Below are 22,532 nucleotides of genomic sequence, written 5' to 3' on the forward strand. Positions count from 1 at the left end.
CATGAGCGACCAGAGAATGATCGGCCATTACCGGATCGTCGAGCTGCTCGGCTCCGGCGCGATGGGCAAAGTATACGCCGCCGCCGACACTTTCATCGACGGGCGCGAGGTGGCGATCAAATCCTTGCGCGCGGAGCTGACGCAGGATCCGGAATTCGTCGGGCGGTTCAAGGCGGAGGCGCAGAGCCTCGCGCGCCTGAATCATCCCAATATCACCATGCTCCATTCGCTGCTGCCCGAGGGCAATGAGCTCTTCATGGTGATGGAGCTGGTGCGCGGCCGCCCGCTCGACGACGTGCTGCGCGAGCGCGGCGGACCGCTCGGCCTCAAAGAGTGCCTCGCCATCGTCTCGCAGGCGGCCGACGGCGTCGCCTATGCACATCAGATGGGCGTGATCCATCGCGACATTAAGCCGTCCAATCTCATGATCGGCAATGACGGGCGCGTGAAGATCATGGACTTCGGCATCGCCCGCGTGCAGGGCAGCGTGCGGATGACGCGCGCCGGCACGGCGATCGGCACGCCGCTCTATATGGCGCCGGAGCAGCGTCGCGGCAGCGAGGGCGACGAGCGCAGCGATCTCTATTCGCTCGCCGTCGTGCTCTATGAGATCGTCTCCGGCGCGCCGCCTTTCGCCGGGCTCGACGAAGTCGAGCTGCTGCAGGCCCAAATCAGCAGAGACCCGCCGCCGCTGGTGCCGCGCGTCGGCGGCGTGACGCCGGAGCTCGAGGCGGCGATCATGAAGGCGCTCGCCAAGCGGCCCGAGCAGCGCTATCCGTCGATCCGCGCCTTCAGCGACGCGATCGGCGCGACCAGCCTTCGCGTGGACGCAACGGCGATCGTCCAGAGCCCCGCGCATCTGCTCGACCGCGCGACGCAGACCGCGAGCGCCAGCCCCGCCGCCTCCTTGCCCTCTGTCGCTCTGGCCGTCGCCAAGAGCCGCTCGACCTCGCTGGTCCGGCGCTTCAAATCGCTGCATCCGGCGTTGCAGGGCGTGTCGGTGGCTCTTGTCGCTTTCGCGGCCGTCGCGCCTCTGCTGTTCGGCGGCGACGACGCCGGGGCGAAGAAGCGCGACGATCGCGTTGAGCGCGACCGCCGCGCGACGGAGCTGGAGAGTGATCGCCGTCAAACGGTGAAGACTTATGATTACGGCCAGGTCGGCGAGATCAAGCAGGTGCGAAACGAGATCGACCGGCCGGCGCTGATGACGGATGCGCCGGCGGCCAAGCCCAAATGCAACGAGGGCTTCAGCATAGCCGATTGCCAGCCGTCCACTGTGCCGGGCCAGAAGACCGCCGCCGTCGAGAAGGCCTCGCTCGGCTCGGCCGGAACGGTCGCCGATTTGCGCCGCGCGTTGAAGGAGAAAGAGTTCGATCGCGCTTTTGCGATCGGCGAGCCCCTCGCCGAGTCGGGCGAAAGAGAAGCGCAATTCATCGTCGGCATGATTGCGTTGAAAGGGCAGGGGCGCTCCCAGCATCTTCCGACCGCTTTCAAATGGATCAAGAAATCGGCCGAGAAGGAATTTCCGGACGCGCAGGCGATGCTCGGCAATATGTATCAGAATGGCGACGCGGAGGGCGGCGAGAATCTCGAGGAGGCGGTTCGCTGGTTCATGAAGGCGGCCGAGCAGAACAACGCCCGCGGCCAGTTCTGGCTGGGCAAGGCCTATGAAAAGGGCGTACCGAATATTCTGAAGAAGGATGTGAAGAAGGCCGGCGATCTCTACCGCCTCGCCAAGGCGCAGGATTTTCCCGGCGCCGCCGAGGCTTTGGACGCGCTTCGCAAATCCGGCAAATATTGATGGAGCCGCTTTGGCGGATTTTTCAGTAATCCGCCTTGCCGAGCCCGGTCGCGCTGCTGTTGGCGCCGCCGCCCGTATCGCCTCCATTGCCGCCGCCGCCTCCATTGCCGCCGCGACGGCTGCGCCGCGAGGCGTGGCGGGAGCCGCCGCCTCCGCCGTGATGGTGGACGACCTGCCGTGGGGGACGACGCGTGCGATAGGGATAGCCGCCGTTATAACCGCCGCCGGTCGGGCCGAGATGCAGCCGGAATGGACCGAAGCCGATATATTGAGCCTCGGCGGAGCCGGCGTCGAGCACGGCGACCGGAAGCGCGAACAGCCCCGTCAGCAGCGCGCGGCGCGTGAGTTGCGACGAAGCGTCGGAATTGGATTCGTCGCCATGAAATTCGCGGTGATGTTCGTCGATCATCTTCGCCAGCCTGAAAAATCCCCAGTTTAACTATCAGGCGTGGTCTCGACATTGTCAAATGCGTATTCGAGTCGGTTCGTGCGCGGCGCTGCAAGGCGCCGCGCTCGCTCCGCGAGGGCTACCAGCCCCAGCCCCAGCCCCAGCCGCCGAAGCTCGCCCCTATTACGCCATAGCCCGCGCCATAGCCGTACGGGTAGGCATATCCATAGGTATAGGCAGGGTATGCGATCACTGGAGTCGCCACTACCTCGGGCTGGGCGACATAGACCGTCCTGTGCTCGACGACGCGGCGCACATAGCTCGTCCTCTGTTCGCATGGCGGCGGCTCATATTCGGTTCTCTCTTCGCAGACTTGTCGACATCGCTTTTCTCTGGCGATGGCGGCGTCGACAGTGAGCGGGCCGACGACGAGCGCCAACACGCCGACCGCCGACAATCTGACGACTGTGCTCATGATGCGATCTCCTTCGTCTACGCTGCGAACAAACGCGCGCGAACGAAAGAAAACTATGTCGCCAATTCGTGTCGGCGAGAGGCGCGCGCAATGCGATGTGTGGCGCATTCGTCGCCGTGACGAAATTCTCTTTTGACGTAAATCAAAAGCATTCGCGCTGCTGCGGTTGTTTGACGCTGCGGCTACGCGCGCGCTCGTCGAGCGTCGCGTCGAAGGCCTAATCTTTCATGCAAGCCTGGCGTCTCGAAATATCGCACAGGCGACTGGAGGAATCGGCAATGTCCACTTACGGAGCCAATGATCCGATCGTTTTCACTTTGCTCGCGGAGGCCGTCGTCATCGCCGTCGTCTCCGTGTCGATCGTCGCTTATCTGGTTTTCAAAGCCGGTTCTCGCGCATTGAGCAAGCCGCAGGGGCATTGAGCGGAACGATATACGCGAACGGCTCGCTCATGGAGTTTCATGCGAATGAATGACGCCGACCCCGCTTCCCGGCGGGATCGGCGCGCATGTCAGAAGTGATAGTTCAAACCGCCACGGATCGTCGACGTGTCGATGTTCGTCTGCAGCGCATTGGTCGAGAAATCGAAATAACGATCGCCGCCGACAGAGGTGAAGAGATATTCCGCCTTGGCGGAGAGATTGGGCGCGACGCCGAATTCGACGCCGGCGCCGAGCGCCCAGCCCGCCAGGAATTTCGACTGCTGGCCGTAGAAGCCTTGGAACGCATTGTTCACGCTCGCAGTGGTGTTGCTGCCGGCGAAGCCGCCGGTGACGAACAACAATGCGCGATCGACAGTGACGCCGGCGCGCGCGCGGATCGTGAGCGTATTGTCGACAGAGCCATTGCCGGAGACGCCGGCGAAAGGCGAGCGACCGTCCTTGGAGCTGTTGAAATCGAAATCCGCTTCGACGCCGACGAGGAAGTTCGGAGCGAAGGTGAGATTATAGCCGGTCGTGCCGCCGATGACCCACCCGTTCGGTTCGCCCAGCAGCCTGCTGCTGCCGTTCTGGAACGCGCCGAGCGCATAGCCGCCGTTGATGCCGATGTAGAAGCCCTGCCAGGTGAAGGCGGGTGGCGGGCTGTAATAATCGGCGGCGGGCGCGGAGCGTCGCGGCAGATCGGCGGCGAGGGCGGACGCGCCGGCGCAGAGCAGGGCGGGCGCCAGCAGCGCGGGAAGCAGCATAGGTCTCATCGAACTCGACTCCACATTCGCGCGCCTTCGGGGCCTTCGGCTCGCGGTCACAAAACTCGGGGCGGGCGAGGGGCAAGGCCCAGCCAGAGCTAGGTCGAATTAAAATCGTTCACGTTAACGGAGTGTTGCGCCGTCCGAGCCTGCGCTCGGCCGGAAGCAAAACCAAAGCGATCTCGAATGTATTGATTATGTCGAAACCATGATATATTTAGAATTAACCGGATTTATCGTGTCGTTATCGATTTTGTTTCAGACGATCCTATCGCAAACAGGCGATCAGATTGCCTAATAAAGCGTAAAATCGCTTATGGTTACGTCTCGATGGCGCATTGACCCCGGCGTCGCGGCGTGAGAATTGCCTTGCTCGCGAGAGAGATGGGGATTCGATCGATGAGCGCTGGCGGCGCAGGCGGTTCGGGGCCGGTTCTGGTGACCGGAGCGGCGCGGCGGATCGGATTGGCGATCACGGCGCGGCTCGCTCATGCCGGGCGCCCTGTGGTGCTGCACGCCTCGCAGCGCTCGATCGAGGAGGCGGAGCTCGCCGCCGAGGCGATCCGCGCCAAAGGCGGCCGCGCTGCGGTTGTCGGCGCCGACCTCTCCGACCCGCGCGAGACAGAGGCGCTCATGGGCGTCGCCGCGCGCCAATTCGGGCCCATCACTCTGCTCGTCAACAACGCCTCGGTGTTCGAGCTCGATGCGGCGCAGGATTTCACCGTCGATGTGTTCGACCGGCAATTCGCCGTCGATCTGCGCGCGCCTTTGTTGCTCGCGCGCGACATGGCGGCGCAATTGCCGGAAGACGCCGAGGGGGCGATCGTCAATATCGTCGATCAGCGCGTGTTTCGGCCGACGCCACGCTATTTCACCTATACGCTCGCAAAATCCGCATTGTGGACGGCGACGCGCACCATGGCGCAGGCCTTCGCGCCGCGCATTCGCGTCAACGCCGTGGGGCCGGGGCCGGTGTTTCCCAACGCCGTGCATGGGCAGAAGGGTTTCGAGACAGAGGCGCGCGGGGTTCCATTGCGTCGCGCGGCCGATGTCTCGGGCGTCGTCGACGCCGTCGTCTATCTCGCCGAGGCGCGCAGCGTCACCGGGCAGATGATCGCCGTCGACGGCGGCCAGCATCTCGCCTGGGAGACGCCCGATGTTCTGCCCGATTAGAGCGCTGCCGGGAATGACAAAGCGCCTCCGATAGGGGAAAAAGCGCTTTATGCGTCCCTCGATCCTCGATCCGCTGTTCGGCCGCGCCGCCGCCCTTCCCGGGATCGGCCCCAAGACGGCCAAGCATTTCGACCGGCTGCTCGCGCGGCCGGGCAAGGAGACGCGCCTCGTCGACGTGTTGTTTCATCTGCCGATCAATCTCGTCGACCGCAGCCTGCGCCCGACCATCGCCGAGGCGCCGACGGATCGCGTCGTCGTGCTGAAGGTGCGCGTCGCCGAACATCGCAAGCCGCAGGGGCGCTATTCCAAGGCGCCGTTCAAAGTTCTCGTCGAGGACGACACGGGCGACGCCGAGCTGGTCTTCTTCCTCTCCAACGCCGATTGGATCGAGCGCAGCCTGCCCATCGGCGCGACGCGCTGGGTCTGTGGCAAGATCGAGCTCTATGATGGGCGCAGGCAGATCGTGCATCCGGACCGCGTGCTGGACGAGGCGGGCCTCGCCAAGCTGCCGCCGGCGGAGGCCGTGCATGGCCTGACGGAAGGATTGCAAGAACGCTTCGTGCAGCGCGCCGTCGCGGGGGCGCTGGAACGGCTGCCGCATCTGCCGGAATGGCAGGACGCCTCCGTGCTGGCCGCCAATGGCCTTCCCGACTTCGCGACGGCGCTCGCCGCGGCGCAGAACCCCAAATCGCCATCGGACATCGAGCCCGCGAGCAAAGCGCGTCAGCGTCTCGCGCTCGATGAATTGCTGTCGCAGCAATTGGCGCTGCGGCTCGTGCGCTCCAAAATGCGCCGCACGCCGGGCCGCGAAAGCGCCGGCGACGGACGCATCGCGCGCGTCATCGAGGCGGCGCTTCCCTATGCGCTCACCGGCGCGCAGCAGCGCGCGCTCGCCGAGATACGCGACGATCTCTCCTCCTCTCGGCGTATGTTGCGACTGCTGCAGGGCGATGTCGGCGCCGGCAAGACGATCGTCGCGTTGCTCGCCATGGCGAGCGTCGTCGAATGCGGGCGGCAAGCGGCGCTGATGGCGCCGACGGAAATTCTCGCGCGGCAGCATTATGAGCGCCTGCTGCCGCTCGCCGACGGCGCGGGGCTGCGCTTGGCGCTGCTCACCGGCCGCGCCAAGCCCTCCGAGCGCGCGCGTCTCTACGAGACGATCGCCGCGGGCGACGTCGATATCGTCATCGGCACGCATTCTCTGGTGCAGAGCGAGCTCGCCTTCGCCGATCTCGGCCTCGCCGTCGTCGACGAGCAGCATCGCTTCGGCGTGCAGCAACGCTTGGCGCTCGGGGCCAAGGGCGCGAACGCCGATGTTCTGGTGATGACGGCGACGCCCATTCCGCGCTCGCTGGCGCTCACCTATTTCGGCGATATGGACAGCTCCATCCTCGACGAGAAGCCGCCCGGTCGCTCGCCCATCGAAACGCGCGCGCTGCCCGTCTCGCGCATCGGTGATGTGGTGGAGGGCGTGCGCCGCGCTCTGGCCTCTGGCGCGCGCGTCTATTGGGTCTGCCCACTCGTCGAGGAGAATGAGGATCTCGACCTCGCCGCGGCGCAGGATCGTCATGAGGATCTGGCGCGCATTTTCGGCGAGAGCGTCGGCCTCGTTCACGGCCGCATGAAGACCGCCGAGCGCGACGCCGCAATGGAGGCCTTCAAGGCGGGAGCGACGCGCATTCTCGTCGCCACGACGGTGATCGAGGTCGGCGTCGACGTGCCCGAGGCGACGGTCATGGTGATCGAGCACGCCGAGCGCTTCGGCCTCGCGCAATTGCATCAGCTGCGCGGGCGTGTCGGCCGCGGCTCCGGCAAATCCTCCTGTCTGCTGCTCTATAAGGGCCCGCTCGGCGAAACGGCCAAGGCGAGGCTCGTCATGCTGCGCCAGACGGAGGACGGATTCCGCATAGCGGAGGAGGATTTGCGCCTGCGCGGGGAGGGGGAAATCCTGGGCGCGCGGCAATCGGGACTGCCGGGCTTCCGCCTCGCCGATCTTACGGCGCATGCGCGGCTGCTGGCCACCGCGCGCGACGACGCCGAGCTGATCCTGCGGCGCGATCCGGAGCTTTCGAGCCCCCGCGGCGAGGCGCTCAGGGTTCTGCTCTATCTCTTCGAGCGCGACGAGGCGGTGAAGCTGCTGCGGGCGGGATGAGCGCGCCGGCCCTTTATCGAAAGCGCCGTTGCGCGTAAATTCCAGACCTGCGCCGCTGCGGCGGCCAAAACGAGAAAAAGCGGGCGGCGAGCGCCCGCAAAGGGAGAGCGAATTGTCCTATCTGCAGACGATCTGGAGCCATCTGTCGTGGAGCGACAAATGGGTTCTCGCCATCAATGTCTTTCTCGCCGTCATCTTCTTCGCGTCCTGGCGGAACAAGAAGCGGCGTCTCGCGCGCGAGGCGAAAAAACAAGGCGAGTGAGCGCGCTCAGCCGGCGTCGCGGACGCTCGCCGCCGTCTGGCCGAAGAGGATTTTTCGCTCCTCCTCCGTGAACCCCTCGCGCGGGCGGGAAAGGGCTTCGCCTTTCGCATAGGCGCGCTCGACCGCCGGCCGCGCGCGGATCGCCTCGAACCAGCGCTTCACATTGGGAAAATCGTCGAGATTTTGTCCCTGCCGTTCATAGGGAACGATCCAGGGATAGGCGGCCATGTCGGCGATCGAATAATCGTCGGCGAGAAAGTCGCGCCCCGCGAGCCGCCGATCCAGCACGCCATAGAGGCGATTGGTCTCATTCACATAGCGATCGATCGCATAAGGAATCTTCTCTGGCGCGTAATTGCGGAAATGATGGTTCTGCCCGGCCATGGGCCCGAGCCCGCCGACCTGCCAGAACAGCCATTCCAGCGCGCGCGCGCGACCGCGCAGATCGGCCGGCAGGAAGTGGCCCGTCTTCTCGGCGAGATAGACGAGAATGGCGCCGGATTCGAACAGGGAAACCGGAGCGCCGCCATCTGCCGGCGCATGGTCGACGATCGCCGGCATGCGATTATTGGGCGAGATGGCGAGAAAGGCCGGCGCAAATTGTTCGCCCTTGGAGATGTCCACGGGGACGATCCGATAGGCGATTCCCGCCTCTTCGAGAAAGATCGTGATCTTGTGGCCATTGGGCGTGGGCCAATAGTGGAGGTCGATCATGCCGGGGCTCCGTGTCGGGACGAATAGGCGTCGATGAGCGCCTATCTACTCGGTATTGCCGACTTTTCCCATCGGAATTGCGACATAGAAAGTCGAACCTTGTCCCGGCTGCGACGCCACGGAGAGCCGCCAGCCGTGGCGGTCGGCGATGGATTTGCAGATCGCGAGGCCGATGCCGGTGCCGGGATATCGGCCCTTGGGATGCAGGCGCTTGAACGGTTCGAAAACGAGCTGCTCATATTTGCTCTCGAAGCCGATGCCATTGTCGGCGAAGGCGATGACGATCTCACGCTCGTTCTGCGTCGCCCGGATGACGATGTCGGGCGCGCGATCTTGCTTGCGATATTTGAGCGCGTTGGAGACGATATTATGCGTGAGCCGCGCGAATTGCGAGCGATCGGCGCGAAAGGCGACATGCGGCGCGTCTATGCGGAGGCTTGCGCCGGTCTCCGCGACCGTCTCGGAGAAATCGTCGACCGCGAGCTCGATCTCCTCGCGCAGATCGAGCTCCTGGACATTCTGCGCGTCGTTGATGGCGCGCGAATAGGTCAAGAGATCGTCGACGAGCTCGCGCGCGCGCAGCGCGGAGGAGCGCATGACGCTGTTGGCGTAGGTCATGTCGGTCTCATTCGCGCTGGAGATCGCGTGCTCGAGAATGTCGGAGAAGGCGGCGATCTTGCGCAACGGCTCCTGCAGATCATGCGAGGCGACATAGGCGAATTGCGCGAGCCGCTCATTGGCGCGCTCGAGCTCCGCCGCGCGCTGCGACAGCGCATTCTCGGCCTCGCGCCGCGCAGTGATGTCGAGCACGGTCGCGAGCACGATGGGACCGCTCTCGCTCTCGATCGGCGTGAGCCCGATCTCGACCGGAAACTCGCTGCCGTCGCGGCGCGTCGCCTTGAGATCGCGGCCGACGCCCATCGGCCGTCTGCTCGGATGAGCGAAGAAGCTCTGGCGCAAGGAGGAATGGCCCGCCCGCATGCGCGCGGGGACGAGAATATCGATGGACTTTCCGATCAGTTCGTCGCTACGATAACCGAACATACGCTCGGTCTCCGCGTTGACGAATTGGATGCGTCCGTCGGCGCTGCTGACGATCATGGCGGCGGGCGCCGATTCCACCGCCAGGCGAAAGTGGTCTTCGCCTATGCTGTCGAAGCTCATCCTCGCACCCCTCGTCACGCGCTATAATCTTGTCGCGCGCGCTATAATCGCTCTCGTTGGCTGCGCGCGGCGCGGCCGCATCCTATTTTCAGGAAAACAGCGTCGGAGAAACGAGCGCAATCGAGAAGATGGGGATTGTGATGTCCGCTGTCGAGACGAAGAACCGGGCCTGCCGGGTTTTAATCATCGAGGACGATCAGGACGACGTCTTCTTGTTCAAGCGGGCCCTCGATTCCGTGCGCTCCATACTGGAGCGCGACATTGAATGCGAGCAGGTGGACAATGGTCTGGACGCGATCTTTCTCGTCTCGCGCGAGGAGATCACGGACAAGCTTCCGGACGTGCTGGTGCTCGACCTCAACATGCCGCGGCTCGACGGCGTCAAATTCCTGAAGTCGCTGCGCCGCTCGCTGCTGCTGAAGGATCTGCCGGTGTTCGTGCTGACGACCTCCACCGCGCCCTCCATTCACGAGGAGGCGATGCGCGCCGGCGCGGACAAGGTTTTCGTCAAGCCCAATGACGCCGAGGCGCTTCTGGCGATCGCGCTGGAGATCGTGAGCTCGGCGCTGGAGCGCCGCAGCAGCGCCGAGGGCGTGGCGCCGCCGACGCTTCAGTAATACCAGAGACCGTCGTGCAGTCCGCGCGGCGATGGCGGCGGCGCGGGGCGCGGCGGGGGATTGGCGTAGTCGCCGCCATAGCCGCCGCCGTACCAATAGCCGCCATTCGGGGCGCCGTAAGCGTAAGGGTAGCCGCCCGCGTTCTGGCCGGGCGGAGGAGGCTGCCTATGACGCCGGCGGCTGCGCTGCTCGGGAGAGTGGTCGCGTCCTTCCCAGAAGTCGCCGCGGCGCTCCTCCGCCGCCCGCGCGCGTGGCGAGGGCCGGGCGCCCGGCTCGTCGAAGCGTCCGGCGCCGAACGGCTCCGCCGCGGCTGAGGTCACGAGCGCGACGCTGGCGACGATCGTCGCAGCGAGCGAGATTTTCGGCATGGACGTCTCCGATTTCGAATCGAAGCCCAGTCTAGACCATGACGCCTCGAAAGGTCGGCGCTCGGACGGATGTGGTTAAGCTCGCATGTCGCGCGTCGCTGCGCCGAAAGACTTTCTTCAACCTTTGCTGGAAATCTTTCGCGATTCCCGCCTCGGCGGGAAGCCGTTTCCGCAATGTGGCGCGGATGGTCTTCTTTGGAGCGGCGCCATGACGACGCTTGGTCCTATGACGACGCTTGATCCTGTGACGACGTCGGCTCCGATCGGCGATAATGACGCCGGCGTCGAGAAGCGTTTCGAATTCGCGAGCCTGCCGCCTGCGACGACGCGCTGGGTGGTGCGTCGCAAAGCCGAGGTGGTCGCAGCCGTGCGGAGCGGGCTGATTTCGCTCGACGACGTCTGTCGGCGCTATTCTCTCACCAGAGACGAGTTCGAGGCTTGGGCGAGTTTCATCGATCGTCATGGCGTCGATGGCCTGCGCACGACGCGGCTGCAATATTATCGCCGCCGCGCGGCGCGACTGGCCGCCGGCAAGCGCTGAACGTCAGCCCTTCGGCTTGCGCTCGATCTGCAGCGCCTCGCCGGCTCTATGGGCGAGCGTGGAGTGGATGCGGCCGGTGAGCGCGGCGAGAATCCACGGCAGCAAGACCTCTATGCGCAGCGAATCGGCCAGCACGTCGATGCGCGCCTGCATTGCGTGGCCGAAGGCGACGACCTTCAGATCGGCGGCATTTTCGGTCCAGGCGACCTCGGAATGGGCGAGCTTGTCCACATAGTCCCGTCGCAGCTGGTCGAGTCCGGCGGCGACGCGCGCCCGCGCGGTCTCGACTCCGAGATCATGCGAGACGGTGACGACAATGGTTTTTTGCATGGCGAGGCTCCCGTGCCGCCAATCTAGGCGCCGAGGGCCGGCTTTCACAGGGCGGTAGGAGATGGCTGGCTCCCCGAGCAGGACTCGAACCTGCGACCCAGCGATTAACAGTCGCTTGCTCTACCGGCTGAGCTATCGGGGAACGGTGGCGGCATATAGCAAGCTCTAAGCACTCTTGCCAAGCCCTGTTCGCGACCTTTCCGGATTTCCTTCCGGACTCTCCACAAGCCATTCAATCGGCAGGCGGAAAAAGCGCGAGTGTCGCTACTATGTCATTCTGGGACGGCAGGCCCGCCTCATTGCCCAAATGCTGGATCTTGAAGCCCGACGCCGCCCGCGCGAAACGGAAATGCTCGCGCCAGGGCGCTTCCGGCCGCTCCAGATAGGAGGCCATATAGGCGCCGTGGAACACGTCGCCGGCGCCCGATGTGTCCACAATTCGCTCCGCCGGCACCGGCAGGGAGGGGAGGCGCTGCACCTCGCCGCTCTCGTCGTACCAGAGCATTCCCCTCTCGCCATTGGTGACGCCGCCGATTCGGCACCCCTTGCTCTTGAGAAAGGCCAGCATGTCCGCCTCCGAAAGCGACATCTGCTCGCAAAGCCGCTCCGCGACGATGGCGACGTCGATGAACTCCAGCAGCTCGGTGATGCCCGGCCGCAGCGCGCCGCCGTCGAGCGAGGTCAGCGCGCCGATCTCGCGGCAGGCGCGCGCGTAATGGAGCGCGGCGTCGGCGATATGCCCGTCGCTGTGCAGCGCGCGCAGGCCTGCCGTGTCGAGACGCGGGAACTCCTCGAGGAAATTCCCGTCGCGGGCGCGCAGGATCGCGCGCTTGCCCTCCTTGGGCAGAACGAAGGACAGCGAGGAGCGCCGCACCCGGCGCGGATGCACGCGAATCCCATAGGTGGCCGCCATATCCATGAACATATGGCCGAGCCAATCGGGCGCGAGCTGGGTCAAGAGATCGACGCCCTCGCCGACGAGCTTGGCGCAGGCGAAGGCGGCTGTCACCGCATTGCCGCCGAAGGAGACGGCGTAATCCTCCGCCACATCCTTCTCGTCGCCCTTGGGCATGACATGCGTGCGCATGGTCACGTCGATATAAGAGTGGCCGATGAACAGAGATTGCAAGCCAGGGCTCCGAAAAGGAGGGCGCGCCGGATTTAGACCGAGAAGCTCGAGCCGCAACCGCAGGAGGCGGTCGCCTTCGGATTCTCGACGCGGAAGGACTGGCCCATCAAATCCTCGACATAATCGATGCGCGCGCCGGCGATATAAGTGACGGAGACCGGATCGACGACGATTTTCGCCCCGTCGCGCTCTATGGCGACGTCCTCGGGCCTGGGCGCGGTCTCGACCGAATAGGCGTATTGCAGGCCGGAGCAGCCGCCTCCGTCGACCGCGAGGCGCAACGCCGCGCCCGCCTCCTCGCCGGCGAGAATGGCGAGGACGCGCTTGGCGGCCCGCTCGCTCATCTCCACTTTGGCAATCGTCCCGGATTCGCTCATTTCGACACGGCCTTCCTTCTCCCGGCCTCGTCCCTTGCGCTGCGCCGCGCGGCCGGGATATGCGAAACCAAGATATGGCCGCTCGCGCGACCTTGCAATGACAGGAGCCGACGATTGGCGATCCCCGCTTCCGGCCGCGCCCCTTACGCCAGCGATCCCGCGGCCTCGCGCGGGCGCTTGTTTCCCGAATCGGCCTCGCCGACGCGCAGCGAGTTCCAGCGCGATCGCGACCGCATCATCCATTCGACGGCGTTTCGACGCCTCGCGCATAAGACTCAGGTCTTCGTGCCGCTCGACGGCGATCATTTCCGCACGCGGCTGACCCATACGATAGAGGTGGGGCAGATCGCCCGCGCGCTCGCCCGGGCGCTGGCCCTGGACGAGGATCTCGCCGAGGCGGTGGCGCTCGCCCATGATCTCGGCCACACGCCCTTCGGCCATGCCGGCGAGCATGCGCTGCAGCGCTGCATGGAGGTCTATGGCGGCTTCGACCACAATGCCCAGGCGCTGCGCGTCGTCACGCTGCTGGAGCGCCGCTACGCCCGCTATGACGGGCTGGACCTCACCTTCGAGACGCTGGAAGGCCTCGTCAAGCACAATGGCCCTGTGCGCGGCCCGCGCGCGAATCGGGCGCTCGCCCCCTATGTGGTGGAGTTCGACGCGCTGTTTCCACTGGAGCTCGACACTTTCGCCGGGGCCGAGGCGCAGGCGGCGGCGCTCGCCGACGACATCGCCTATGACGCCCATGACATAGACGACGGGCTGCGCGCCGGCTTGTTCTCGCTGGACGATATCGCCGCCGTGCCCTTCATCGGCGTGATGCTGGACGAGATAAGGGCTGTCTATGGCCCGCTCGAGCGTCCCCGCGTCATTCACGAGCTCGGACGGCGCGTCATCACCCGATTCGTCGAGGACGCCATCATCCAGTCGGAGAAGCGCCTGCGGCTGGTCTCGGCGGGCAGCGTCGCCGATGTGCGCGGCGCCGGCGTCGCGACCGTGGCCTTTTCGCCGCCCATGGCCGAGGCCGACCGCTCGATCAAGGCCTTCCTCTTCCAGCATATGTATCGGCACGAGAAGGTGGTGGGCGTCTGGGACCGCGCCGAACAGGTGATTTCGCGGCTATTCCCGGTCTATTTCGACGATCCGGCGCAAATGCCGCCGGAATGGGCCGAGCTCGCGAGCGGGGAGCAGGGCGCCGCCCGGGCGCGCCATGTCGCCGACTATATCGCCGGCATGACCGACCGCTATGCGCTCGGCGAATACCGCAAGCTGTTCGGCGAGAAAATGTCGCTCGGCTGAGGGCGGACCGCAACGCGCCTTGACGGAGCCTCACCCGCGCCCGACCTCCTGGTTCTGACCGGGAGGCTCCCATGCTCGTCATCGAATTCGTCGGCGTCGCTCCAGAGGGGGCGATTGCTCAGGTCATCGACCGGATGAACACCGACATCAGCGACGTGCATAAGGCCGTCACGCACGCCAAGTCACTGTTTGCAAATGTGATCGTTCAGCGCACGCATAAGCCCCTGCCGCATGGCTTCCGCATATTGGACAGCGCCGGAAAGGAGCTCGCGAGCTGGAGCATAGACGAGTGAGCGGCGAAAAAATCGTAGGCCCGCGCTTCAATTTCCATGTGGAAGATAGCGGATCGCGGCGAGAATGACGCCGACGGCGACGACCATGACCGCGCCGAACCATATCTTCAGGTCGCGCTTGGCGATCTCTATGTCGGACCGAACCGAAGCAATATCGGTCGTCGCTTCCGCGAAGGCCTCGGCCGCAGCCTTTGCCTGAGCGTGAGTGAACCCTCCAGCTTCGAGCTTCTCGACGAATTTCAATGTGTCGAACGGAACGGAATTGCTCATTCAGGGCCCTGGTGGCCGAATATATGTTCGGGGACGATGGTGCGGGCAAGATAGCAGGAAAAATGCTGCGGGCCACGAGGATGGCTCGTTGCGACGACGCGGGTGACGCCGAACGCATCTTTTCCCATTGCCGCCCGAAGCGGCGGCAATGGGAAAAGATGCGTTCCGGCCGCCATTCTGCTAATCCGCCGCTCAGGAACCCCTTCGGCCCGGACCCTCGATGAACATTTTCTCCGACTTCCACGCCGCCATCGCCGCCATTCTCGATTCCATCAAGGCCTCCGGGCGCCTGCCGGAGACGCTCGACTATTCGCGTTTCGTCGTCGAGCCGCCCAAGGACGCCGCCCATGGCGATCTCGCCACCAATGCGGCGATGGTCTTCGCCAAGGAGGCCAAGGCCAATTTCGCCAATCCGCGCCAGCTCGCGGTCGAGATCGCGGCGGCGCTCGCCGATCTGCCCAATGTGGCCGAGGCCGAGGTGGCGGGGCCGGGCTTCATCAATATCCGCCTGAAGCCCAGCCTCTACGCCGATGTGCTGCGCGCCGTGCTGAACGGCGGCGAAGCCTATGGCAGGCCGCAGGGCAGGGGGGCGCTCACGGCCAAGATCAATGTCGAATATGTCTCGGCCAATCCGACCGGGCCGATGCATGTCGGCCATGGCCGCGGCGCGGTCTTTGGCGATGCGCTCGCCAATCTCCTGGCCTTCGCCGGAGCAGAGGTCACGCGCGAATATTACATCAATGACGCCGGCGCGCAGGTCGATGTTCTCGCCCGCTCCGCCTTCCTGCGTTATCGCGAGGCGCTCGGCGAGACGATCACAATTCCAGAGGGCCTCTATCCGGGCGACTATCTGAAGGCCGCCGGCGAAGCTCTGGCGAAGCAATATGGCCGCGAGCTTTTGGACAAGAGCGAGAGCGAATGGCTGGAGCCGGTCAAGCGTGCGGCGATCGACGCGATGATGGCGATGATCCGCGACGATCTCGCCGCGCTCGACATTCGCCATGAGGTCTTCTTCTCCGAGCGCACGCTGCATGAGAAGATCAATGGGCTCTCAGAGATCGACAAGGAGATAAACGAGCTGCGCGCGCGCGGTCTCGTCTATGACGGCCGTCTGCCGCCGCCCAAGGGGCAATTGCCGGATGATTGGGAGGACCGCGAGCAGACTTTGTTCCGCTCCACCGATTTCGGCGACGACGTCGACCGGCCGCTGAAGAAGTCGGACGGCTCCAATACCTATTTCGCCGCGGACATCGCCTATCACAAATCGAAGATCGACCGCGGCTTCACGACTCTCGTCGATATCTGGGGCGCCGATCACGGCGGCTATGTGAAGCGCATGTCCGCCGCCGTCGCCGCGCTCTCGGACAATAAGGTCACGCTCGATGTGAAGCTCTGCCAGCTCGTGAAGCTGATGCGCAATGGCGAGCCGGTGAAAATGTCGAAGCGCTCTGGCGATTTCGTCACTCTGCGCGAGGTGGTCGACGAGGTCGGCGTCGACGCCGTGCGTTTCATGATGCTGTTTCGCAAGAATGACGCGCCGCTGGAATTCGATCTCGCCAAGGTCATCGAGCAATCGAAGGACAATGCCGTCTTCTACGTGCAATACGCTCATGCGCGCGCCAAATCGGCGGTGCGGCAGGCGCTGGGCGCTTTTCCCGATCTCGACGTCTCGGCGAAGGCGCTCGCCGCCGCGCCTCTGGAACTATTGCAGGACGAAGGCGAAATCGCGCTCGCCAAGGCGATCTCCCAATATCCGCGGCTGATCGAATCGGCGGCGGCGGCCCATGAGCCGCATCGAATCGCCTTCTATCTCTACGATCTGGCGAGCGTCTTCCATTCCCATTGGAACAAAGGCAAAGATCGGCCACAATTACGCTTTGTTAATGCAGATGATAGAAATTCGACCTATGCGCGAATGGCGCTGGTCGTTTCTTTGACTTGCGTCCTGGCGTCGGGTTCGAGACTCCTCGGCGTGAGCGCCCCCGACGAGATGCGGTGACGCGGCCGGCGCTAGAGCGTGCGGCGCGCGCTCGCGTCCGGGAAGGGCGACGAAGCGTCCGTCGGGAAGTGAGCAGGAAGGTGCATCATGCGCGAGGCGACGGCCCGAGGGCCTTCCATCGACATCAGCGAGTTCGAGCGGCGCCTGCGTGGCGGCGAGCAGCAGGCGGAGAAGCCGGGCAAGGCCGAGGCGAAGAGCGATCCGCTCGCCGAGCTGGCGCGGCTGTTGCACGGCGACGAGGCGGCGGCCGCGGCCGACCCTTATGGGAAGGTGTTCGCCGAACCGCAGCGCCGGGAGCCGTCCGTGGGAAATAGAGACGTTTTCGAGACGACCGAGCTGCGGGGCGCCTTGCCGCCCATGTCGCCGGCGGCGCAGCAACAGTCGCAGTCGGATGATTATTACGCCGTGCGCGCCCCCGCCGAGACCCAATGGCCGCATCAGGAGCAGCAGGACTATCTCGACTATGGCGTCGAGGTGGACGAGCCTTATGACGAGCCGCCGGAACGGAAGGGCTTTTTCGGCGCGCTGCGCGATCGGCTGCGGCCCTGGCACGCGGTCGTCGCGCTGGCCGGCGTCGGCGCCGTGAGTGTCGGCCTGGCCTTGGGCCATCGCGGCGGCGTCGTCGCGCCGCAAGAGCTCGCCACCATCAAAGCGCCGGAGGGCCCGGCCAAGGTGCAGCCCTCCACCGTCGCCGAGGCGGCGGCTCCCCAGCGCGGCGCGGCCGTGCTCGACCGCAATCAGAATGCCCCGGTCAAAAAGGTCGTCTCCAAGCAGGAGCAGCCCGTCGATCCGGCGGCGGCCATCCGCGTCGTCAAGCTCGGCGATACGCCGGTCGACGCGCCGCACGAGCCCGCTCCCGCCGGCGGCGCCAATAATCCCTATGGCGCGGAGCCGCGGCGTGTAAAAACCGTTTCCGTGCGGCCGGATGGCACCGTCATCGACAATGACGCGCCGACGCCGGCGATCGCCCGTCCGGCGCCGGCCAATGTGGCGCCCCCGGCGCGGCCGCCGTCGCTCGCCGCCAGGCCGAGCGCCGTCGAGCCCGCGGCCGAGCCGCCGACCGCGACGCCCAAGAGCCCGGCCAAGCCCGCGACGACGCCCCGCGTCGCCCAGCCGCCGCGTCCCAAGCCGGCGCCGGCCGCCGCTCCCGAGCAGACCGCGGCGATCGAGCCCGCCGCGCCGGAGGCCGCTCCCGCCGGCAATGGCGGTTTCGCCGTGCAATTCGGCGCCGCCGGCTCGGAGGACGAAGCGCGCCGGCTGATGCAGACGGTGAATTCCAAATACAGCGCGCAGCTCGGCGGAAAACGGCTCGGCTTCCGCCTCGCCAAAGTCGGCGAGAAATCCGTCTATCGCGTGCGCGCGGCCGGCATGAGCCGCGAGGCGGCGGTCGGCGTCTGCGAGAAGGTCAAGGCGTCGGGCGGCTCCTGCTTCGTCGCCGCCAATTGAGGGGATGAGCGGCTCCGTGACCCGCGCTTTCATCTGCGGCTGCTCGGGCCTCGCCCTTTCGCTGGAGGAGAAATCCTTCTTGCGCGAGGCGCGGCCCTGGGGCGCGATCCTGTTCAAGCGCAATGTCGCCTCGCGCGAGCAGCTCCGCGCCCTCACCGCGGAAATCCGCGAGGCGCTCGGCGACGACGCCCCCATCCTCGTCGATCAGGAGGGCGGGCGCGTCCAGCGTCTCGGGCCGCCGGTCTGGCGCGCCTATCCGTCCGCCGCCGCCTTCGAGAAGCTGGGCCTCGCTCCCGAGGAGACGGCGCGGATCGTTCGGCTCGGCGCGCGGCTCATCGCCCATGATCTGCGCGAGGTCGGGATCAATGTCGACTGCCTGCCGGTGCTCGATGTTCCCGTGGACGGCTCCCATAATGTCATCGGCGACCGCGCCTATAGCCGCGCGCCTTCCGAGATCGCCCGTCTCGGCCGTGCGGCGGCGGAGGGCCTGCTCGACGGCGGCGTGCTGCCGGTCATCAAACATATTCCCGGCCACGGCCGGGCGCGGGCCGACAGCCATCTCGAGCTTCCCGTCGTCGACGCCCTGCGCGCCGAGCTGGAGGCGCAGGACTTCATTCCTTTCCGCGCCGACGCCGATCTGCCGCTCGGCATGACGGCCCATGTCGTCTATACGGCGATCGACCCCGAGCGGCCGGGCACGCTGTCCAAGCTCGTGGTCGAAGGCGTGATCCGCGGGCAAATCGGCTTCGACGGCCTGCTGATGACCGATGATATATCCATGAAGGCGCTCTCGGGCGGTTTCCGCGAGCGGACCGAGGCGGCGATCACGGCCGGCTGCGACATCGTCCTGCATTGCAATGGCGCGCTCGTCGAGGCCCGCGCGGTGGCCGAAGGGGCGGGCGATCTCGCCGGCCGCGCGCTGGTGCGGGCCCGCGCGGCGCTGGCGCGAATCGCCGCGCCCGAGGATTTCGATCCTGTGGACGGCGCCCGGCAATTCGACGCGGCTCTTGCGGCCGGCGTCTGATCGGCCCAATCTCTCCCTTCTTCATTGCGGAGCGGAGCGATCCAGAGCCCGCACCGCGGCTGTGGATTGCTTCGTCGCTTCGCCTCTCGCAATGACGGGAGGCGAGGGGCGGGGACGTGAGAGGACGCCGTGAGGCGAGATGGCGCAGGATTTGGCTTTCGACATCGCCGGCGAACATGAGCGCGCCGAGGCGGAGCCCGCCTTCCTCGTGGATGTGGACGGTTTCGAGGGCCCGCTCGATCTGCTGCTCGAGCTCGCGCGCCGGCAGAAGGTCGATCTGGCGCGCATCTCCATTCTGGCGCTGGCCGAGCAATATCTGGCCTTCGTCGAGGAGGCGCGGCGCGTGCGCCTGGAGCTCGCCGCCGATTATCTGGTGATGGCGGCCTGGCTCGCTTATCTGAAGTCGCGGCTTCTGCTGCCGGAGCAGCCCAAGACCGGCGAGGAGCCCTCCGCCGCCGATCTCGCCGCCGCGCTGGCCGATCGGCTGCGCCGGCTCGAGGCGATCCGCGCCGCATCGGACAAGCTCCAGGAGCGAGCGCGGCTCGGCCGCGACATGTTTCTGCGCGGCGGGCCGGAAGGAGTGGAGACCAGGACGGCCTCGACCTTCACGGCGAGCCTCTATGATCTGCTCTCGGCCTATGCCCGCCAACGCCAGAAGCAGGCCGTGTCCAGGGTGACGCTGCGCCAGCGCAACGTCTGGTCGCTGGCGGAGGCGCGCGAGACGCTCGAGCGGCTCGCCGGAATTGCGGCCCAATGGACCGCGCTCGACGATTATCTGTTGGATTATTGTGTGGATATTCAAACGGCGCGCACCGTCCGCGCCTCGTCTTTTTCGGCTTCGCTGGAAATGGTGCGGGAAGGACGGTTCGACATTCGCCAGGATCGCGCCTTCGCGCCGATCTGGCTGCGGCGGCGCGACGAGGAAACGGAACTGGACCGCGAGCTTTCAGGCTCGCTCGGCGAAGCCTCGGAGTAGCGAGCCTGAAGGCTCGTGGTCCAAAGGCGAGGGAGACATCATTTGGCGCAAGCCTTGCGACCCATCGAATTATTCGACGACGAGGCGACGCTCGCCCGCGAGGAGGAGGCGTTGCGCGACGCCGCCCGCGTCGCCGAGGCGCTGCTGTTCGCGGCCAGCGAGCCGCTCGACGAAACCGAAATCGCCCGCCGCCTGCCGGACGGAGCCGATGTCGAGGCCGCGCTGGCGCGGCTGAAGCAGGATTACGCCGACCGCGGCGTGACGCTGACCCGGGTCGGCCGCAAATGGTTCTTCCGCACCGCGGCCGATCTCGGCTGGGTGCTGGCCCGTGAGCAGGTCGAGCAGAGGAAACTGTCGCGCGCCGCGCTGGAGACGCTCGCCATCGTCGCCTATCACCAGCCGGTGACGCGCGCCGAGATCGAGGACATCAGAGGCGTCGCCGTGGCCAAGGGCACGCTGGACGTGCTGCTGGAGACCGGATGGATTCGCCTGCGTGGACGCCGCCGCGCGCCCGGCCGGCCGCTGACCTATGGCACCACCGATTCTTTCCTCATGCAATTTGGCCTCGAGCAGATCGGCGACCTGCCCGGCCTGGAGGAATTGAAGGGCGCCGGCCTCTTCGACGGCCGCCTGCCCAAGGGCTTCGACGTGCCGCAGCCGACCGACGACGCATCGCTCAAGGAGGACGAGGAGCCGCTGGAAGGGGACGCCGAGGCGGCGCTCGAGCTCGATTATCTGCAGGAGCCCGACGCGCCGGAGGAGCCCGAAGCGCTCGAGGAATAGGGGGCGCGTCGCGCGTCTTCGCCGCGCCTGCGCGCGAAGCCTCGGATGGGCGGGTGAAATCCTATCGGCGTGGTCGGAGAAATCGACCCGCGAACCTGCGATCCAACTTGTTTTTGCGCGTCCGCCGTCCTAGGTTCCGGACAGTTTCGGCCGGCCTCGCCGGCCACGAAGACGAGTGGAGGTTTGCGCCATGGGCGGTCTGTCGATCTGGCATTGGATTATCGTCGGCGGCGTGGCCTTCATCCTGTTCGGCGGGCGCTTCAAAATTTCCGACGTGATGGGCGACGTCGCCAAGGGCATCAAGGCCTTCAAGAAGGGCCTCGCCGACGACGACTCCGAGGCGAAGACCGAGGAGCCGGCGAAGGCTCTGGACCATCAGCCGCTCGCGAACCATGCCCACGCCAGTGACCTTCACGACAAGCCGGTCGAGGCGAAGAAGGCCTGACGCCACTTTTTTCGTCGACCGAGCGCAGGCTCAGAAGAGACCATGTTCGATCTCGATCCCGGAAAGCTGATCGTCATCGGCATTGTCGCGCTCGTCGCGATTCCGACCAAGGACTTGCCGCGCGTATTGCGGCAGATCGGCCAGTTGACCGGACGCATGCGACGCATGGCGGCCGAGTTCCAGGGCCAGTTCATGGACGCGATGCGCGAGGCCGAAATCGCCGATGTCCACAAGGATTTGAAGAGCGAGGTCGATTCGGCCTTCGCGGGCGTCGGCAAGGACGTCGCCTTCGATCCGCTCAAAGAGGCGCGCGAGCAGATCGTCGGCGCTATCGAAGGTCCGCCGGCTGCGACGCAGACCGGCGAGCCTGAGAGCACGGCTGTCGAACCCGCGCCCGAAGCGCCGGCCGTCCTCGACGCCGCGCCTGCGCCGGAGCCGGCGAGTGAAGCCGCCACGCCTCCCGAAAGTCAGCCGAAATGACCGACGCCGACATAGACGCCACCAAGGCGCCGCTGATCGAGCATTTGATGGAACTGCGCGAGCGGCTCATCCGCGCGCTTCTGGCTTTTCTGGGCGCTTTCATTCTCTCCTTCTTCTTCGCCAAGGACATTTATAATCTTCTGGTGGTTCCCTATACGATCGCGGCGGGGCCGGAGGCCAAGCTGATCTATACGGCTCCGCAGGAGTATTTCTTCACCCAGATCAAAGTGGCGATGTTCATGGCGGCCTTCGTCTCCTGTCCGATCGTCATCGGGCAGGTCTACGCTTTCGTCGCGCCAGGCCTCTATCGCCACGAGCGCCAGGCCTTCCGCCCCTATCTCGTCGCGACTCCAGTCTTTTTCGCGCTGGGCGCGCTCGTCGTCTATTTTTTCGTCATGCCCAATCTGCTGCATTTCTTCATCTCGATGCAGCAGGCCAATGAGCCCGGCAAGGCGCAGATCGAGCTTTTGCCGCGCGTGTCCGAATATCTCTCGCTCATCATGACGCTGGTGCTGGCCTTCGGCGTCGTGTTCCAGCTTCCGGTGGCGCTGACGCTGCTCGGACAGATCGGCATCGTCTCGTCGAAATTCCTGGCCGAGAAGCGCCGCTATGCGATCGTGCTGGTCTTCATCGTGGCGGCGGTGCTGACGCCGCCCGATGTGTTCAGCCAGCTGGCGCTCGCCATTCCGGGGCTGCTGCTCTACGAGGCCTCGATCATCTCCGTGCGCTGGATCGAGAAGAAGCGCGCCGCCGCCGAGGGACAACAGGCCGCGGGTTGACCCCTTCTCGCGCATGCGAGAGAAGGGCCCTCATCCGACCCGGCTATGCCGGGCCACCTTC

Annotated in this window: 27 protein-coding genes and 1 tRNA gene; 17 read left to right on the top strand and 11 right to left on the bottom strand. The window is 65.8% G+C overall.

From position 1 onward, the window contains the following. Position 1 precedes the first annotated feature (1 nt). The gene (locus tag IY145_RS19255) at positions 2-1,801 is read left to right on the top strand and encodes a serine/threonine-protein kinase (RefSeq protein ID WP_196409683.1); all 1,800 of its coding nucleotides are present in this window, start codon (positions 2-4) and stop codon (positions 1,799-1,801) included. Positions 1,802-1,823: 22 nt separating this feature from the next. Here the strand turns inward: IY145_RS19255 and IY145_RS19260 are convergent, their stop codons facing one another. Together IY145_RS19260 and IY145_RS19265 are read right to left on the bottom strand one after the other, a co-directional pair. After that, a complete protein-coding gene (locus IY145_RS19260; RefSeq protein ID WP_196409684.1) occupies positions 1,824-2,210 on the bottom strand; it encodes a hypothetical protein in 387 nt (128 codons plus the stop codon). A 118-nt stretch (positions 2,211-2,328) separates the two neighbouring features. Further along, entirely contained in the window at positions 2,329-2,664 is a 336-nt protein-coding gene (locus tag IY145_RS19265) for a hypothetical protein (protein WP_196409685.1), read from the bottom strand. Between the two features lie 278 nt (positions 2,665-2,942). On the opposite strand from IY145_RS19265, the gene IY145_RS19270 reads away from it, so the two are divergent. Continuing rightward, positions 2,943-3,086: a hypothetical protein gene (locus IY145_RS19270; RefSeq protein WP_196409686.1), complete on the top strand. Its 144-nt coding sequence runs from the start codon at positions 2,943-2,945 to the stop codon at positions 3,084-3,086. Positions 3,087-3,175: 89 nt separating this feature from the next. Here IY145_RS19270 and IY145_RS19275 read toward each other — a convergent pair whose 3' ends face one another. Next, the gene (locus IY145_RS19275) at positions 3,176-3,859 is read right to left on the bottom strand and encodes an outer membrane protein (protein WP_246722107.1); all 684 of its coding nucleotides are present in this window, start codon (positions 3,857-3,859) and stop codon (positions 3,176-3,178) included. 390 nt (positions 3,860-4,249) lie between these two features. Between IY145_RS19275 and IY145_RS19280 the strand changes: the two genes are divergently transcribed. The 3 genes from IY145_RS19280 (at position 4,250) to IY145_RS19290 (ending at position 7,437) form a co-directional block, all read left to right on the top strand. Continuing rightward, positions 4,250-5,023: an SDR family oxidoreductase gene (locus IY145_RS19280; RefSeq protein WP_196409687.1), complete on the top strand. Its 774-nt coding sequence runs from the start codon at positions 4,250-4,252 to the stop codon at positions 5,021-5,023. Between the two features lie 49 nt (positions 5,024-5,072). Continuing rightward, positions 5,073-7,175: an ATP-dependent DNA helicase RecG gene (gene recG / locus IY145_RS19285; protein ID WP_196409688.1), complete on the top strand. Its 2,103-nt coding sequence runs from the start codon at positions 5,073-5,075 to the stop codon at positions 7,173-7,175. 112 nt (positions 7,176-7,287) lie between these two features. Then, a complete protein-coding gene (locus IY145_RS19290) occupies positions 7,288-7,437 on the top strand; it encodes a hypothetical protein (protein ID WP_196409689.1) in 150 nt (49 codons plus the stop codon). Between the two features lie 6 nt (positions 7,438-7,443). Here IY145_RS19290 and IY145_RS19295 read toward each other — a convergent pair whose 3' ends face one another. Both IY145_RS19295 and IY145_RS19300 read right to left on the bottom strand, forming a co-directional pair. Continuing rightward, complete coding sequence (locus IY145_RS19295) at positions 7,444-8,151, bottom strand: glutathione binding-like protein (RefSeq protein WP_196409690.1); 708 nt, start codon at positions 8,149-8,151, stop codon at positions 7,444-7,446. Positions 8,152-8,196: 45 nt separating this feature from the next. Next, a complete protein-coding gene (locus tag IY145_RS19300; RefSeq protein WP_196409691.1) occupies positions 8,197-9,315 on the bottom strand; it encodes a sensor histidine kinase in 1,119 nt (372 codons plus the stop codon). A 140-nt stretch (positions 9,316-9,455) separates the two neighbouring features. On the opposite strand from IY145_RS19300, the gene IY145_RS19305 reads away from it, so the two are divergent. Beyond that, positions 9,456-9,932, top strand: a complete 477-nt coding sequence (locus IY145_RS19305) for a response regulator (protein WP_196409692.1) — start codon at positions 9,456-9,458, stop codon at positions 9,930-9,932. Here the strand turns inward: IY145_RS19305 and IY145_RS19310 are convergent. Beyond that, a complete protein-coding gene (locus tag IY145_RS19310; RefSeq protein ID WP_196409693.1) occupies positions 9,926-10,300 on the bottom strand; it encodes a hypothetical protein in 375 nt (124 codons plus the stop codon). The genes IY145_RS19305 and IY145_RS19310 overlap by 7 nt on opposite strands. A 208-nt stretch (positions 10,301-10,508) precedes the next feature. Between IY145_RS19310 and IY145_RS19315 the strand changes: the two genes are divergently transcribed. Continuing rightward, entirely contained in the window at positions 10,509-10,841 is a 333-nt protein-coding gene (locus tag IY145_RS19315) for a DUF1153 domain-containing protein (protein WP_246722108.1), read from the top strand. A gap of 3 nt (positions 10,842-10,844) precedes the next feature. Here the strand turns inward: IY145_RS19315 and IY145_RS19320 are convergent, their stop codons facing one another. The 4 genes from IY145_RS19320 to IY145_RS19335 form a co-directional block, all read right to left on the bottom strand. Then, positions 10,845-11,171, bottom strand: coding sequence for a polyhydroxyalkanoic acid system family protein (locus IY145_RS19320; RefSeq protein WP_196409694.1), 327 nt, complete (start codon positions 11,169-11,171; stop codon positions 10,845-10,847). A gap of 66 nt (positions 11,172-11,237) precedes the next feature. Then, positions 11,238-11,313, bottom strand: a tRNA-Asn gene (locus IY145_RS19325). Between the two features lie 90 nt (positions 11,314-11,403). Continuing rightward, a complete protein-coding gene (locus IY145_RS19330) occupies positions 11,404-12,300 on the bottom strand; it encodes a sugar kinase (protein ID WP_196409695.1) in 897 nt (298 codons plus the stop codon). A 32-nt stretch (positions 12,301-12,332) separates the two neighbouring features. Continuing rightward, complete coding sequence (locus IY145_RS19335; RefSeq protein ID WP_196409696.1) at positions 12,333-12,677, bottom strand: iron-sulfur cluster assembly accessory protein; 345 nt, start codon at positions 12,675-12,677, stop codon at positions 12,333-12,335. A 114-nt stretch (positions 12,678-12,791) separates the two neighbouring features. On the opposite strand from IY145_RS19335, the gene IY145_RS19340 reads away from it, so the two are divergent. Continuing rightward, complete coding sequence (locus IY145_RS19340) at positions 12,792-13,976, top strand: deoxyguanosinetriphosphate triphosphohydrolase (RefSeq protein ID WP_196409697.1); 1,185 nt, start codon at positions 12,792-12,794, stop codon at positions 13,974-13,976. 71 nt (positions 13,977-14,047) lie between these two features. Next, on the top strand, positions 14,048-14,269 hold the full coding sequence (locus tag IY145_RS19345; protein ID WP_196409698.1) for a hypothetical protein: 222 nt from the start codon (positions 14,048-14,050) through the stop codon (positions 14,267-14,269). A gap of 27 nt (positions 14,270-14,296) precedes the next feature. Here IY145_RS19345 and IY145_RS19350 read toward each other — a convergent pair whose 3' ends face one another. Next, positions 14,297-14,539, bottom strand: a complete 243-nt coding sequence (locus IY145_RS19350; protein WP_196409699.1) for a DUF1640 domain-containing protein — start codon at positions 14,537-14,539, stop codon at positions 14,297-14,299. A gap of 220 nt (positions 14,540-14,759) precedes the next feature. Here IY145_RS19350 and argS point away from each other — a divergent pair, with 220 nt between their 5' ends. From argS to tatC, 8 genes are all read left to right on the top strand, one after another. Next, a complete protein-coding gene (gene argS, locus IY145_RS19355) occupies positions 14,760-16,538 on the top strand; it encodes an arginine--tRNA ligase (protein WP_196409700.1) in 1,779 nt (592 codons plus the stop codon). 87 nt (positions 16,539-16,625) lie between these two features. Beyond that, a complete protein-coding gene (locus IY145_RS19360; protein ID WP_196409701.1) occupies positions 16,626-17,984 on the top strand; it encodes an SPOR domain-containing protein in 1,359 nt (452 codons plus the stop codon). 4 nt (positions 17,985-17,988) lie between these two features. Further along, complete coding sequence (gene nagZ, locus IY145_RS19365; protein ID WP_196409702.1) at positions 17,989-19,008, top strand: beta-N-acetylhexosaminidase; 1,020 nt, start codon at positions 17,989-17,991, stop codon at positions 19,006-19,008. A gap of 139 nt (positions 19,009-19,147) precedes the next feature. Then, complete coding sequence (locus IY145_RS19370) at positions 19,148-19,984, top strand: ScpA family protein (protein WP_196409703.1); 837 nt, start codon at positions 19,148-19,150, stop codon at positions 19,982-19,984. A gap of 42 nt (positions 19,985-20,026) precedes the next feature. Continuing rightward, positions 20,027-20,767 carry an SMC-Scp complex subunit ScpB gene (gene scpB, locus IY145_RS19375; RefSeq protein ID WP_196409704.1) on the top strand — a complete coding sequence of 247 codons (741 nt, stop codon included), beginning with the start codon at positions 20,027-20,029 and terminating at the stop codon, positions 20,765-20,767. A 190-nt stretch (positions 20,768-20,957) separates the two neighbouring features. Beyond that, positions 20,958-21,212, top strand: a complete 255-nt coding sequence (locus IY145_RS19380) for a twin-arginine translocase TatA/TatE family subunit (RefSeq protein ID WP_196409705.1) — start codon at positions 20,958-20,960, stop codon at positions 21,210-21,212. A 42-nt stretch (positions 21,213-21,254) separates the two neighbouring features. After that, complete coding sequence (locus IY145_RS19385) at positions 21,255-21,692, top strand: twin-arginine translocase subunit TatB (protein ID WP_196409706.1); 438 nt, start codon at positions 21,255-21,257, stop codon at positions 21,690-21,692. Then, positions 21,689-22,471 carry a twin-arginine translocase subunit TatC gene (tatC, locus tag IY145_RS19390; protein ID WP_196409707.1) on the top strand — a complete coding sequence of 261 codons (783 nt, stop codon included), beginning with the start codon at positions 21,689-21,691 and terminating at the stop codon, positions 22,469-22,471. Before IY145_RS19385 ends, tatC begins: the two co-directional genes overlap by 4 nt. Positions 22,472-22,532 lie beyond the last annotated feature (61 nt).

This window comes from Methylosinus sp. H3A, assembly GCF_015709455.1.
Classification (GTDB): Bacteria; Pseudomonadota; Alphaproteobacteria; order Rhizobiales; family Beijerinckiaceae; genus Methylosinus.

Bases quoted from the DNA above. Each gene is read 5' to 3' on its own strand.
- IY145_RS19385 (WP_196409706.1), top strand. From the start codon at position 21,255: ATGTTCGATCTCGATCCCGGAAAGCTGATCGTCATCGGCATTGTCGCG.
- IY145_RS19265 (WP_196409685.1), bottom strand. From the start codon at position 2,664: ATGAGCACAGTCGTCAGATTGTCGGCGGTCGGCGTGTTGGCGCTCGTC.
- IY145_RS19255 (WP_196409683.1), top strand. From the start codon at position 2: ATGAGCGACCAGAGAATGATCGGCCATTACCGGATCGTCGAGCTGCTC.
- IY145_RS19320 (WP_196409694.1), bottom strand. From the start codon at position 11,171: ATGCAAAAAACCATTGTCGTCACCGTCTCGCATGATCTCGGAGTCGAG.
- argS (WP_196409700.1), top strand. From the start codon at position 14,760: ATGAACATTTTCTCCGACTTCCACGCCGCCATCGCCGCCATTCTCGAT.
- IY145_RS19345 (WP_196409698.1), top strand. From the start codon at position 14,048: ATGCTCGTCATCGAATTCGTCGGCGTCGCTCCAGAGGGGGCGATTGCT.
- IY145_RS19280 (WP_196409687.1), top strand. From the start codon at position 4,250: ATGAGCGCTGGCGGCGCAGGCGGTTCGGGGCCGGTTCTGGTGACCGGA.
- nagZ (WP_196409702.1), top strand. From the start codon at position 17,989: ATGAGCGGCTCCGTGACCCGCGCTTTCATCTGCGGCTGCTCGGGCCTC.
- IY145_RS19270 (WP_196409686.1), top strand. From the start codon at position 2,943: ATGTCCACTTACGGAGCCAATGATCCGATCGTTTTCACTTTGCTCGCG.
- IY145_RS19305 (WP_196409692.1), top strand. From the start codon at position 9,456: ATGTCCGCTGTCGAGACGAAGAACCGGGCCTGCCGGGTTTTAATCATC.
- IY145_RS19360 (WP_196409701.1), top strand. From the start codon at position 16,626: ATGCGCGAGGCGACGGCCCGAGGGCCTTCCATCGACATCAGCGAGTTC.
- IY145_RS19315 (WP_246722108.1), top strand. From the start codon at position 10,509: ATGACGACGCTTGGTCCTATGACGACGCTTGATCCTGTGACGACGTCG.
- IY145_RS19335 (WP_196409696.1), bottom strand. From the start codon at position 12,677: ATGAGCGAATCCGGGACGATTGCCAAAGTGGAGATGAGCGAGCGGGCC.
- IY145_RS19275 (WP_246722107.1), bottom strand. From the start codon at position 3,859: ATGAGACCTATGCTGCTTCCCGCGCTGCTGGCGCCCGCCCTGCTCTGC.
- IY145_RS19260 (WP_196409684.1), bottom strand. From the start codon at position 2,210: ATGATCGACGAACATCACCGCGAATTTCATGGCGACGAATCCAATTCC.
- recG (WP_196409688.1), top strand. From the start codon at position 5,073: ATGCGTCCCTCGATCCTCGATCCGCTGTTCGGCCGCGCCGCCGCCCTT.
- IY145_RS19295 (WP_196409690.1), bottom strand. From the start codon at position 8,151: ATGATCGACCTCCACTATTGGCCCACGCCCAATGGCCACAAGATCACG.
- IY145_RS19300 (WP_196409691.1), bottom strand. From the start codon at position 9,315: ATGAGCTTCGACAGCATAGGCGAAGACCACTTTCGCCTGGCGGTGGAA.
- tatC (WP_196409707.1), top strand. From the start codon at position 21,689: ATGACCGACGCCGACATAGACGCCACCAAGGCGCCGCTGATCGAGCAT.
- IY145_RS19310 (WP_196409693.1), bottom strand. From the start codon at position 10,300: ATGCCGAAAATCTCGCTCGCTGCGACGATCGTCGCCAGCGTCGCGCTC.
- IY145_RS19350 (WP_196409699.1), bottom strand. From the start codon at position 14,539: ATGAGCAATTCCGTTCCGTTCGACACATTGAAATTCGTCGAGAAGCTC.
- IY145_RS19370 (WP_196409703.1), top strand. From the start codon at position 19,148: ATGGCGCAGGATTTGGCTTTCGACATCGCCGGCGAACATGAGCGCGCC.
- IY145_RS19380 (WP_196409705.1), top strand. From the start codon at position 20,958: ATGGGCGGTCTGTCGATCTGGCATTGGATTATCGTCGGCGGCGTGGCC.